The organism is Streptomyces sp. adm13(2018) (assembly GCF_008042145.1).
GTDB lineage: Bacteria > Actinomycetota > Actinomycetes > Streptomycetales > Streptomycetaceae > Streptomyces.
Genome location: NZ_RDBH01000071.1, coordinates 4,105 through 15,696 on the forward strand (window position 1 = coordinate 4,105; position 11,592 = coordinate 15,696).

Below are 11,592 nucleotides of genomic sequence, written 5' to 3' on the forward strand. Positions count from 1 at the left end.
GGCGGGGGCGGCGTGCACGAGGTCGTGGACCCGGCGGACGGCCTCGGCGAGGCGCTCGCGGCGGACGGGCTTGAGGACGTAGTCGACGGCCTTCAGATCGAAGGCCTGGAGGGCGAAGCCCTCGTGGGCGGTGACGAAGACGACGAGCGGCGGGCGGGCGAAGCCGGCCAGCAGCCGGGCCACGTCCAGTCCGGTGAGGCCGGGCATGTGGATGTCGAGGAAGACGACGTCGACGGCCTCGTCGCCGTCCGGGCCGGCCTCCAGGGCGCGGCCGATCCGGCGGAGGGCGGCGGTGGCGTCGCCCGCGCCCTCGGCGGAGCGCACCCGGGGGTCGGCGCGCAGCAGGTAGAGCAGCTCGCCGAGGGCGGGCTGCTCGTCGTCGACGGCCAGTACGCGCAGCATGCGGCGGAGTGTAACCGGGGCCCGCCGGGGGTGCCGGGCTACTTGAGGAGCCGGGACAGCCGGCGGTCGGCGAGCGGTGTGCCGCCGGTCTGGCAGGTGGGGCAGTACTGGAGGGAGGAGTCGCTGAAGGAGACCTCGCGGATGGTGTCGCCGCACACGGGGCAGGGTTCGCCGGTGCGGCCGTGGACGCGCAGGCCGCTCTTCTTCTCGGCCTTGAGCCGGCCGGCGGCGAGGCCGTGGGAGCGTTCGACGGCCTCGTGGAGGGTGGCCCGCATCGCCGTGTACAGGGCGGTGGTCTCCTCCGGGGTGAGGTTCCGGGTGGGTTTGAACGGGGACATCTTCGCGGCGTGCAGGATCTCGTCGCTGTACGCGTTGCCGATGCCGGCGATGAGGCTCTGGTCGCGCAGCGCGCCCTTGATCTGGCGCCGCTCGCCGGCGAGCAGGGCGGCGAACTCCTCGGGGCCGAAGTCCTCGGCGAGCGGGTCGGGTCCGAGCCGTGCGACGCCCGGCACCTCCCGCGGGTCGCGCACCACGTACACGGCGAGGCGCTTGGTGGTGCCCGCCTCGGTGAGGTCGAAGCCGTCGCCGCCGGTGAGCGCGGTCCGTAGGGCGAGCGGGCCCTTGCCGGGCTTGGGCGGGCCCGAGGGCAGCGGGTCCTGCCAGCGGAGCCAGCCGGCCCGGGCCAGGTGGAACAGCAGGTGCAGTTCGCCGGCGGGCCCGGCCGTGGTGAGGTCGAGGAACTTCCCGTGCCGCCCGACCGCGGTGACCCCGGCGCCCTCGACGGCGCTCAGGGGCGGGTCGTACGTCTTGAGGACGCTGATCGCGACGGGCAGCACGCGGGCGATCTCCTTGCCCACCAGGTGCGTGTCGAGGAAGGCGCGGAGGGCCTCCACCTCGGGGAGTTCGGGCATGGTTCCACCCTGCCGCACGGGCGCCCGGGACGCCCGCCGGACACGGCCCGGGGTGCGCGCGCCGCCGGGCCCTCACGCCTCCGGCGGGTCCAGGAGGTCGAGTTCGGCCGTGAGGGCGCGGGCCAGCGCGTCGAGGTCGGGGACCGCCTCGCCGTCCGCGACGAGGCCGATGTGGACCTGTCCGCCGTACGGGGACATGGCGACGGCGAGCGACTGGCCCCGGGCGAGCGGGGCCATGGGGAAGAGCGCGCGCAGCGGCGCCCCGCCGAGGGAGAGCGCGGAGCGGGGCAGCGGGACCTGGGTGACCAGGAGGTCGAAGAGGAGCCGTGCGGCGCCCGCGGCGAGGGGGGCGCCGAAGCGGTGGGCGAGCGGGGGCAGCTGGTCGGCGAGGAGGGCGACGGCCCCGGCGCCCCTGAAGGGGCCGGCCGCCTTGTTGCGGTCCATGGCGCCGCGGACGGCGGTGAGCCGGGCCGCCGGGTCGGCCTCGGTGACGGGCAGGTCGAGGAGGTAGCCGGAGAGGCTGTTGCCGGAGCGGGCCGGGGCGCCGGGGCGGCGCCGGGAGACGGGGACGAGGGCCCGGGGATCGGCCGCGGGAAGCGGCCGTCCACGGCCGTCGAACCAGCGGCGGAGCGCACCGGCGACGAGGGCGAGGAGGACGTCGTTCGCGGTGCCGCCGGTGGTGCGGCGGATCCGGTGCACCCGCTCCAGGGGCAGCGAGGCGGTGGCGATCCGGCGGGTGCCGCTGGATTCGGCGGCGAGGGCGGCGGTGGGCCGGCCGTCGAGGCGGCTGGCGCGGACGACGGAGGCGCCGACCTCGACGGCCCGGCCGAGGTCGCCGAGCCGGTCGCGGGCCAGGCCGAGGAGACGCCCGGGTCCGGGGAGCCAGGAGCTGGGGGGTACGGGCCGGGCGCGTCCGGCGGGGCGGCGGCCGGCGGCGATCTCGTCGAAGATCCCGGCGCCGATGGCGACGGCCCGCATCCCGTCGGCCAGGGCGTGGTGGAGTTTCACGAGGACGGCGAAGGAGCCGTCGGGGGCGCCGCTGAGCAGGTACATCTCCCAGGGCGGCAGGCCGCGGGCGACGGGCCGTTCCATGAGTTCGGCGGCGAGGTGGGCGGCCTCGGCGGTGAAGTCGACGCCGGGGAGGGAGACCTCGTGGACGTGCCGGTGGACGTCGAAGTCGGGGTCGACGCTCCAGGCGGCGCCGCCGACGGGGAGCAGGACGTCGCGGACGCGCATCCGGAGCCGGGGCACGGCGGCGGCGCGGCGGGCGAGGAGACCGAGGACGTCCGGCGGCTCCTGGCCGGTGCCCCGGGGGGCGGGACCGAAGTGGGCGAGCGCCCCGAGGTGCAGGGGGTGCGCGGTGGATTCCAGGTGCCAGAAGGCCAGGTCTAGCGGTGCCAGTAGCTCGCTGCTCACGGGTGTCCTCACGTACAGGCGGCGCGGAAGCCGGAAGCACGAAGTCAATCGCGCACCGACAGTTACGGTCAAGTACGATCAGTGCACGCTCTGTTAACAGTCGCGGTCCTCTGTGACGCGCGCACTACCGGCGTGTGGTGACCGTCGGATCCCGGAGGGCGTGCTCAGGCCGGGACGGTGAACTCGCACCAGACGCACTTGCCGCTCCCCCGCGACTCCACACCCCAGACGTCGGAGAGCTGGTCGACGAGCAGCAGTCCGCGTCCCGAGACGCCCGCCTCCCCCGCTTCGCGGCGCCGGGGCAGGGCGCTGGAGCGGTCCTCGACCTCGACCCGGAGCCGCCTCGGGGACCCGCCGAGGATCCGCAGGGTCACGATGGCCCCGCCGTCGGTGTGCATCAGCGCGTTGGTCATCAGCTCGTCGGCGACCAGCTCGATCTCGTCGGCCCGCTCGCCGGCGCCCCAGGCCCGGACGGCGGCCCTGATCATGTGCCGTGCGGAGCTGAGCGCCTCGGGGTCGCTCTGGGCGACGTGCTGCCGGAAGCGTCCCGCGCCGGGGACGCCGGTCGCGCTCTCGCGGCGCAGGAGGAGGATCGCGACGTCGTCCTCGCCGCCGCGGTCGGCGACCACGTCGCACAGGTGGTCGGCGAGCTCCTGGAGGTCGGCGGGCCCGCGCCGGACCAGGGCGGAGAGCCACTGGAGCCCCTCGTCGAGGTCTGCCCCGGGCTTCTCGACCAGGCCGTCGGTGTAGAGCATCAGGGTCTGCCCGGGGTCCAGCTCCAGGGTGGTCGCCGGGTAGTCGAGCCGGCCGAACTCGGCGGAGAGCCCGAGCGGCAGTCCGCCCTCCACCGGGATCCGGCGGCAGTGTCCGTCCGCCTCCCGGATCAGCGGGTCGACGTGGCCCGCGCGCACCACCTGGACCACTCCGGTGCCGAGGTCGACCTCGGCGTATGTGCAGGTGGCGAAGCGGTCGGTGTCGAGTTCGTGCAGGAAGACGGAGGCGCGGGCCATCACCGTGGAAGGCGTGTGGCCCTCGGCGGCGTACGCGCGGAGCACGATGCGAAGCTGGCCCATGACGGCCGCCGCGTGGGTGTCGTGGCCCTGGACGTCCCCGATGACGGCCCCGACCCGGCCGTCGGGGAGCGGGATGAGGTCGTACCAGTCGCCGCCGACGTCGCGGCCGAGCCGGGCCGAGCGGTAGCGGACGGCGGTCTGGGCGCCGGGCACCTCGGGGATCCGGCGGGGCAGCATCGCCTGCTGGAGCCCCTCGGCGAGGTCGTGCTCCTGCTCGTACAGCATGGCCCGCTGGAGGCTCTGGGCGATGCTGCTGCCCAGCGCGACGAGCAGGGTCCGCTCGTCCTCGCTGAAGCCGGTCTTGTCGCTGTAGAGGAGTCCGAGCGCGCCGATGGGCCGGGCCTGGGCGATGAGCGGCAGGTAGACGGCGGCGGTGATGCCGAGGCCGCTGATGTGCGGCCAGAGCACCGGGAAGGAGGCGGCGAAGTCCCGGGGCGACTCGATGAAGCGCGGCCGCAGGGTGCGGATCACCTCGCTCATGGGGTACGGCTCGTCCACCCGGGTGAAGCGGGTGCCCGGCACGAAGGCCCCTTCGGGGCCCTCGGCGACCAGGTGGATCCGGCCGGCGTCGAGGAGTCCCATCACCAGGCTCGCGGCGCCGAAGTGCTCCAGCGCGTGGGAGTCGTTCAGCAGGTCGATGACGTCCTGCACGGTCCGCGCGTAGGCGAGGGCGGCCGTGGTGCCCTCGACGACCCCGGCGCGGCGGCGGCGCCCCTCGTCCAGGCCGAGCCGGGCGGCGGACTCGGAGAGTTCGTGGGTGGCGTCCCGGACGACGCCGATGATGCGGACCGGGCGGCCGTCCGCGTCGCGGTGGACGATGCCCTGGGTGTGGGTCCACTGGTGCACGCCGTCGCGGCGGCGGATGCGCAGGTAGGCGCCGTACTCCGCGCTGCCGTCCTTCAGCGCCTGGGCGACCAGGGTGTCGAGGCGGCGGGCCTCGTCGGGCAGGACCCGGGACCCGAGCGACTCGGGACGGCCGTCGTACTGGGCGGGGTCCATGTCGAAGACGTCGAGGGCGGCCGCGTCCATGGCCATGGTGCCGGTGACCAGGTCCCAGTCGAAGCCGCCCATGCGGAAGACCCGCCCGGACGAGGCGAGGAGCCGCGCCGCCCCGGCGTCCTCTCCCGCCAGGGCGCGACGGAGCCGCTCGGCCGCATCCCCGCCCCCGCTGCCCGCGTTCATGGGGCCACGCTAGGCGCAGCCCCGCTCGTGCGCACCATGAAGATCCGTTTCACCCCTCGAAGGTCTCGGGCTGGTCCGGCACCGGTTCGGCGGGGAACAGCTCCTCGGGCGGCAGGTCGCCGTCCGGCACGGTCGGCTCGCCGGAGGGCCCCCGCCCGACCCTCAGCTACCGCGAGGTCGCCGCCACCCGTACCCCGTCCGCCCTCCCGGAGGGCTACCACCACCTGCGGTACAGCACGGTCGTCGGCCACGGCCGGGCCGCCTTCGAGACCGCCGGAGCCGCCGTCACCACCTGGCGGATGCACCGCGCCACCGGGGCCCGACTCCTCGCCGACGCCGAGCGCGCCGCGCCCGGCGTGGCCGTCGACATCTCGGCCGGGCTCGGCCCGCTCCGGATGGGCGCGGCCTGCTCGGTGGTCTGGACGGCATACGAGGACCGCCGGATCGGCTTCGCGTACGGAACCCTCACCGGGCATCCCGAGCGCGGCGAGGAGTCCTTCATGGTCCACCTGGAGCCCGACGGCACGGTCCGGTTCACCGTCACCGCCTTCAGCCGCCCCGCCGTCTGGTACACCCGGGTCGGCGGCCCCGTGGTCCCCCTCCTCCAGCGGGCGTACGCGCGCCGGCTCGGCACGATCCTCCGGCGTCTCGTCAGGACGTGACGCCGCACCGATACTGGAGGGGATGGAGTGGTTCACCGCGCCCGACCACTGGCTGAGCCGGATCGTCTTCCAGCGGGGCCTCGCCGGGCTGTACTGCGTGGCGTTCCTGTCGGCGGCCCTGCAGTTCCGGGCGCTGATCGGGGAGCGCGGCATGCTCCCCGTACCGGAGTACGTGCGCGGGACCCGGCCGCGGGACACTCCCTCGCTCTTCCACTGGCGGTACTCCGACCGGCTCTTCGCCGCCGTCGCCTGGTCGGGGGCGACGCTCGCGCTCGCCCTGCTCGCCGGCGCCGGGGACGCGGTGCCGCTGCCGGTGTCGATGCTGCTGTGGCTGGTGCTCTGGGCGCTGTACCTGTCGATCGTGAACGTGGGCCAGACCTGGTACTCCTTCGGCTGGGAGTCCCTGCTCCTGGAGGCCGGGTTCCTCGCCGTCCTCCTCGGCAACGACGACACCGGCCCGCCGGTCCTCGTCCTCTTCCTGCTGCGCTGGCTGCTCTTCCGGGTCGAGTTCGGCGCCGGGCTCATCAAGATCCGCGGGGACCGGTGCTGGCGGGATCTGACCTGTCTCTGCCACCACCACGAGACCCAGCCCATGCCCGGGCCGCTGAGCTGGTTCTTCCACCACCTGCCCCGCCCGCTGCACCGGGTGGAGGCGGCGGCCAACCACGTCGTCCAGCTGTTCGTCCCGTTCCTGCTGTTCGCCCCGCAGCCGGTGGCCACCGTCGCGGCCGGACTGATGATCGCGACGCAGCTGTGGCTGGTGCTGTCCGGCAACTTCGCCTGGCTCAACTGGATCACCATCGTGCTGGCCCTGTCCGTCGTGGACGCCTCCCCCGTCACCGGCGCCCACCCCCGGCCCGATCCGCCGCTCTGGTACGTGGTCGTGGTCGTGGCGGCCACCGTGTTCGTCCTGGTCCGGAGCTACCGCCCGGTCCGCAACCTGCTCTCCCGGAACCAGGCGATGAACCGCTCGTACGACCCGTACCACCTGGTCAACAGCTACGGCGCGTTCGGCACCGTCGGGCGGGTCAGGGACGAGATCGTGGTCGAGGGCACCGACGATCCGGCGCCGCACGCGGGCACGGAGTGGCGGGAGTACGCGTTCAAGGGCAAGCCTGGTGATCCGCGGCGGCTGCCCGGCCAGTTCGCCCCCTACCACCTGCGGCTCGACTGGCTGATGTGGTTCGCGGCCCTCAGCCCGGGATACGCGCGGGACTGGTTCGGCCCGTTCGTCGAGCGGCTGCTCGACGGCGACCGGGACACCCTCCGGCTGCTCGCCCGCAACCCCTTCCCCGACGCCCCGCCGGTCTTCGTCCGCGCCCGGCTCTACCGGTACCGCTACACGACCTGGCGGGAGCTGCGGGCGACCGGCGACTGGTGGCACCGGACGCTGGTCCGCGAGTACCTGCCGCCGACCCGGCTGCGGTGAGGCGCCGACCCGCCCGCGACAAGGCACCGGAGGCGTTCGCGACCGCCCCCGGCGGCCCGTACACGCCCGTGCCCCCGGCCGCGCGCGGCGCCCGTACACGCCGGTGCCCCCGGCCGCGCGTGGCGGTCGGGGGCACCCGGTGAAGCGGGGGGATCAGTCGATGCCGGGCAGGATGTGGGGCTCGGCGAGGTCGTCCTCGTACCCCGCGAGGCGGATCGGGGCCGCATGGGCCCACACCTCGAGGCTTCCCAGCTCGCCGTTCCTGCGGGGCCGTTCCTTGGGTTCGGACGGCCGCGGTTCCTGCTGCGTCAGTTCTGCTGTCACCGCGCACTCCTTCGTGTCGCGCTACCTGTGGGACAGATGCCGGTCGGTCGCGGTGGCGCCGTTCGTCGGGCGGGACCGCGGCCCCGGTGAGAGGCCTGTCCCTGGAGGGCCGTGAGGACGGTGTGTCTCCTCGGTGGCCGACCGTGAACCTCAGACTAACCAAATGAGCACACATGCGCTCTACCGGGCTCCGAAGTGTGACGCGAACGGGTGAACCAAGCCGAAAGAGCGCCCCACCTGGCCGGTGGGGCGCTCTTGTCACGACGGGTGAAACCGCTGCGCGGCCGGTTCCTACCAGTTCGCGGGGGCGTAGTCCTTGAGGAAGCAGCCGTAGAGGTCCACGCCGTCCTCGCCGCGCACGATCGGGTCGTAGACGCGGGCCGCGCCGTCGACCAGGTCCAGCGGGGCGTGGAAGCCGGCCTCGGCGAGGCGCAGCTTGTCGAAGTGCGGGCGCTCGTCGGTGATCCAGCCGGTGTCGACCGAGGTCATGAGGATGCCGTCGGTCTTGAACATCTCCTCGCCGCTGGTCCGCGTCACCATGTTCATCGCGGCCTTGGCCGCGTTGGTGTTCGGGTGTCCGGCGCCCTTGTAGCCGCGGCTGAAGACGCCCTCCATCGCCGAGACGTTCACGACGTACGAGCGGCCGCTGGCAGCCTTCCTCGCCGCCTCGGCCATCACCGGGCGCAGCTTGCTGATCAGGATGAACGGCGCCGTGTAGTTGCACAGCTGGGTCTCGAGGAGCTCGACCGGGGAGATCTGCTCGATGCTCTGCACCCAGGTGTTGGAGTCGACGACGTCCGGCACCAGGCCGCCCGCGTCGATCGCGGTGCCGTCGAGGTGCTTGGCGATGGTCGCGTTGCCCGCGACGAGCGCGAGGTCGGCGACCTGCTGGGCCGCCAGGTCGCGCACTCCGGCGGGAAGCTCGGACGAGCCGACGAGCTCGCCGACCGCGCCGGAGTTGAAGGCGCCGATGACGTGGTGGGCGGGCAGCTCGCCGGCAGGCAGCCCGGCGCTCTCGCCCTCGACCAGGGCGGCGTACGCGGAGGGCAGCCGGCGGACCGTCTGGGTCGCGTTGTTGATGAGGATGTCGAGCGGGCCGGCCTCGGTCATCCGGTCGGCGAGGGCCACGGCCTGGGCCGGGTCGCGCAGGTCGATGCCGACGACCTCCAGCCGGTGCATCCAGTCCCCGGAGTCCTCCATCGCCTTGAAGCGGCGGATGGCGTCCTTCGGGAAGCGGGTGGTGATCGTGGTGTGCGCGCCGTCGCGCAGCAGCCGCAGCGCGATGTACATGCCGATCTTCGCCCGGCCGCCGGTGAGCAGCGCGCGCTTGCCGGTGAGGTCGGCGCGGGCCTCGCGCTTGGTCCGGTTCTCGGCGGCGCACTTCTGGCAGAGCTGGTGGTAGAAGTAGTCGACCTCGACGAACCGCGTCTTGCAGACGTAGCAGGAGCGCGGGCGCTGGAGTATCCCGGCGATCCTGCCCTCCTCGGTGACCGAGGAGGGCAGGATGCCCTCGGTCTCGTCGTCGATGCGCTGCGCGGAGCCGGTGGCCGTGGCCTCGGTGACCGCCTTGTCGTTGGCGGTCTTGAAGGCCCGGCGCTCCTGGCGGCGGCGCTGCTTCACGGTCCGGTAGATCCCGGCGGTGGCGCGCCGGACGCGGATGGCGTCCGGGTGGTCGACGTCCAGCTCGTCGAGCTCGTCGAGGACGCCGAGGCAGACGGCCAGGCGCTCGGGGTCGATACCCGGCCCGTAGTCCTGGTTTTCTTCGGTCACCGTCATGGCCTTCGGGTTCCTCGTTCGCTCGTTCGTCACCGTGGGTGGGCCGCCGCCGTCCGGGGGAACTCACGAGACGGCGACCCCCGCAACTTTACGGAGCCTTGGGCCGCCCCTCCAAACCCGTTCCGGGGGCGTGGTCGAAGACACAGTCGCCGCAGAGTCCCCCGCCGGGGCAGCGGTAGTAGAGACAGCAGCTGGCACGGCGCAGCCGGGGGCCGCGGACGGTCCCGGCGAGGTCGGGGTGGTCCAGGAGTCCCGAGACGAGCCCGGCGGCCCGTGATGCGGCCTCCGGGCGTCCGTGGGCGCGTGCCCAGCGGGTCAGCTCGCGCAGGGCGCCGGCGAGCGCGGAGCCGGCGTTGCCCCAGAGCAGGCGCGGGGAGATGTGCCCGTCGCGGGCCAGGGCCGCGTGGAGGGGCACCAGGTGGGCCTCCTGGACGGCGGCCCGGAGCGCGTCGACGGTCGCGGGGCGGGTGTCTGAGCCCGCCCACCAGAGGTCGTCGGGTGAGGTGAGGGCCCCGTCCCAGTACAGCTCGGCGGGGTCGAGGGCGGGGAAGCGGCCGTGCAGGGCGGCGGGGCCGAGGGCGGTCGACCAGAGCCGGGCGGCGAGCCCGAGGTGGGCGACGGACGCCCCGACGCGCCGCTCGGGGGCGCCGAGCCGGGCGGCGACGCGGTCCACGCGCGCGTGGAGCGGTCCGTCGTCGCCCGCGTAGAGGCGCGCGAGAGGCCGGTGCGCTCCGCCGCTCTCCGGTGCGCTGGTGCGCAGGGCGAAGAAGCCGCCCACGGACGCGCTCTCGACGAGATCCACCCGAGCTCCCCCTGATTCCGGTCCCGGTCGTGCGCCGGAGTGCTGCCCGGGCAGGTTCTCCGTCCCGGTTTCCGACCACCGTATCCGGCGTACGAGGGTCCCCGGCAGGGCTCGAAAAAGTCGCTTTGCACCCGTTCTGACCTGCGCGGGTGTACATCTCCAGGCGTACGTGGGGGCGATGTACTGCGTGCGGTGTACCCGGGAAGACGTCCCCTGGTACGACGACGTGATCGGCCGGGAAGAGAGATCGTGGAAGGTATGAGTCCCCTCCTGCTGTCCGTCCTCCTGGCTCTGGTCTCGGCGGTCGCCTACGCGGCCGCGGCGATCGTGCAGGAGCGGGTCGCCTCCTCCGCGGCGGGCCCGCGCTACGCCCCGTTGCGCAGTCCGGCCTGGTGGGGGTCCGTCCTGCTGAACGGCGTCGGGGCGGCCCTGCACGTCGCCGCCCTCGCGTACGGGCCGCTCAGCCTGGTCCAGCCGCTGGGTGCGCTGACCATCGTCTTCGCGCTGCCCATGGCGGCGCTCTTCGTCGGCCGCAAGGCGGGCTCGCGGGCCTGGCGGGGCGCGGTGATGGCCACGGCGGGCCTGGCCGGGCTGCTCAGCCTGACGAGCGGCGCCGAGGCGCGGGCCCTGTCGGACGGCGACCGGTGGCTGCTCGCGGGCTGCACGTTCGGCCTGGTGGCCGTGCTGTTCGCGGCGGCGCACCTGATCGGCAGGTCCGTGCTGCGCAGCGTCGTCCTGGCCGCCGCCGCGGGCGTCTCCTTCGGCATCGCCTCCGTCTTCACGAAGTCGGTGGCGGAGGAGTGGACGCCGTCGGCCCCGCTCGCCGAGTGGACCGCGCTGCTGGTCCTCTCGGCGCTCGCCGTGTCCGGGCTGCTGCTGTCCCAGGCCTCGTACCGGGGCGCGGGGCTCGCGGCCCCGCTGGCGACCGTCACGGTGATGAACCCGGTGGTGGCCGCGGCCGTGGGCCTGACCCTGTTCGGCGAGAGCTTCCGCTACGGCACGGCGGGCACCGTCGCCGCGCTGATCAGCGGCGCGGTGGCCGCGGGCGGCCTGATCCAGCTCACGCTCGACCGGATGACGCCGGCCGGGTCCCTCCCGGCGCCGGGTCCGGGAGGTGGTCGGGGCTCAGGACCAGCCGCGGGGTCAGAGGGAGACCCCGCGCGCCCGGAGATAGGCCAGGGGGTCGATGTCGGAGCCGTACCCGGGACCCGTCCGTACCTCGAAGTGCAGGTGCGGGCCCGAGCTGTTGCCGGTCGATCCTGAGCGGCCGATGCGCTGGCCCGCGGTGACCCGCTGGCCGTCTCGGACGGCGAGCGCGGAGAGGTGGGCGTACTGGCTGTAGCGGCCGTCGTCGTGCCGGAGCACGATCTGGTAGCCGTACGCGCCGCCCCATCCGGCGGAGACGATCCGTCCGCCGGCGACGGCCTTCACGGACGTTCCGGTGGGTACGGGGAAGTCGACGCCGGTGTGGTAGCCGCTGGACCAGGAGGAGCCGGGCTTGCCGTAGCGGGTGCCGATCCCGGCGGAGACGGGGGCGGAGTAGCGGCGCTCCTCCGTGGCGGGCGGGCGCGGCTTGGTCGCGGGCCGGGTGGCGGGCCTGGTGCTGGGCTTCGCG

The 11,592-nt window shown here is 74.3% G+C and carries 10 protein-coding genes and 1 pseudogene; 3 read left to right on the forward strand and 8 right to left on the reverse strand.

Translation table 11 applies throughout. The annotated features are described in order from the left end of the window. The 4 genes from EAO70_RS06250 to EAO70_RS06265 form a co-directional block, all read right to left on the reverse strand. The coding region (locus tag EAO70_RS06250; RefSeq protein WP_148002050.1) for a response regulator at window positions 1-402 on the reverse strand (402 nt) is incomplete at its 3' end. A 38-nt stretch (window positions 403-440) separates the two neighbouring features. Then, window positions 441-1,313, reverse strand: a complete 873-nt coding sequence (locus tag EAO70_RS06255) for an Fpg/Nei family DNA glycosylase (RefSeq protein WP_148002014.1) — start codon at window positions 1,311-1,313, stop codon at window positions 441-443. Between the two features lie 72 nt (window positions 1,314-1,385). Further along, window positions 1,386-2,729, reverse strand: coding sequence for a wax ester/triacylglycerol synthase family O-acyltransferase (locus EAO70_RS06260; RefSeq protein ID WP_148002015.1), 1,344 nt, complete (start codon window positions 2,727-2,729; stop codon window positions 1,386-1,388). 164 nt (window positions 2,730-2,893) lie between these two features. Beyond that, complete coding sequence (locus EAO70_RS06265; protein ID WP_148002016.1) at window positions 2,894-4,984, reverse strand: SpoIIE family protein phosphatase; 2,091 nt, start codon at window positions 4,982-4,984, stop codon at window positions 2,894-2,896. A gap of 158 nt (window positions 4,985-5,142) precedes the next feature. On the opposite strand from EAO70_RS06265, the pseudogene EAO70_RS06270 reads away from it, so the two are divergent. Further along, window positions 5,143-5,646, forward strand: a pseudogene (locus EAO70_RS06270) (DUF1990 family protein); the annotation flags it as partial. A 22-nt stretch (window positions 5,647-5,668) separates the two neighbouring features. Next, window positions 5,669-7,075 (forward strand): lipase maturation factor family protein, encoded by a 1,407-nt coding sequence (locus EAO70_RS06275; RefSeq protein WP_148002017.1) that lies wholly within the window; start codon window positions 5,669-5,671, stop codon window positions 7,073-7,075. A gap of 153 nt (window positions 7,076-7,228) precedes the next feature. On the opposite strand, the gene EAO70_RS37675 is transcribed toward EAO70_RS06275, so the two are convergent. The 3 genes from EAO70_RS37675 to EAO70_RS06285 all read right to left on the reverse strand — a co-directional run bounded on the left by EAO70_RS37675 (window position 7,229) and on the right by EAO70_RS06285 (window position 9,977). Further along, window positions 7,229-7,399 carry a hypothetical protein gene (locus tag EAO70_RS37675; RefSeq protein ID WP_187283757.1) on the reverse strand — a complete coding sequence of 57 codons (171 nt, stop codon included), beginning with the start codon at window positions 7,397-7,399 and terminating at the stop codon, window positions 7,229-7,231. A 291-nt stretch (window positions 7,400-7,690) separates the two neighbouring features. Continuing rightward, a complete protein-coding gene (locus EAO70_RS06280; RefSeq protein ID WP_148002018.1) occupies window positions 7,691-9,175 on the reverse strand; it encodes an SDR family NAD(P)-dependent oxidoreductase in 1,485 nt (494 codons plus the stop codon). Between the two features lie 88 nt (window positions 9,176-9,263). Next, entirely contained in the window at window positions 9,264-9,977 is a 714-nt protein-coding gene (locus EAO70_RS06285) for a (2Fe-2S)-binding protein (protein ID WP_148002019.1), read from the reverse strand. Window positions 9,978-10,235: 258 nt separating this feature from the next. On the opposite strand from EAO70_RS06285, the gene EAO70_RS06290 reads away from it, so the two are divergent. After that, the gene (locus tag EAO70_RS06290; RefSeq protein WP_315986212.1) at window positions 10,236-11,240 is read left to right on the forward strand and encodes a DMT family transporter; all 1,005 of its coding nucleotides are present in this window, start codon (window positions 10,236-10,238) and stop codon (window positions 11,238-11,240) included. Here EAO70_RS06290 and EAO70_RS06295 read toward each other — a convergent pair. After that, a partial coding sequence (locus EAO70_RS06295; protein ID WP_148002051.1) for a M23 family metallopeptidase occupies window positions 11,121-11,592 on the reverse strand: 472 nt, incomplete at its 5' end. The two genes, EAO70_RS06290 and EAO70_RS06295, sit on opposite strands and share 120 nt — an antisense overlap.

Bases quoted from the DNA above. Each gene is read 5' to 3' on its own strand.
- EAO70_RS06275 (WP_148002017.1), top strand. From the start codon at position 5,669: ATGGAGTGGTTCACCGCGCCCGACCACTGGCTGAGCCGGATCGTCTTC.
- EAO70_RS06255 (WP_148002014.1), bottom strand. From the start codon at position 1,313: ATGCCCGAACTCCCCGAGGTGGAGGCCCTCCGCGCCTTCCTCGACACG.
- EAO70_RS06265 (WP_148002016.1), bottom strand. From the start codon at position 4,984: ATGAACGCGGGCAGCGGGGGCGGGGATGCGGCCGAGCGGCTCCGTCGC.
- EAO70_RS06280 (WP_148002018.1), bottom strand. From the start codon at position 9,175: ATGACGGTGACCGAAGAAAACCAGGACTACGGGCCGGGTATCGACCCC.
- EAO70_RS06290 (WP_315986212.1), top strand. From the start codon at position 10,236: ATGAGTCCCCTCCTGCTGTCCGTCCTCCTGGCTCTGGTCTCGGCGGTC.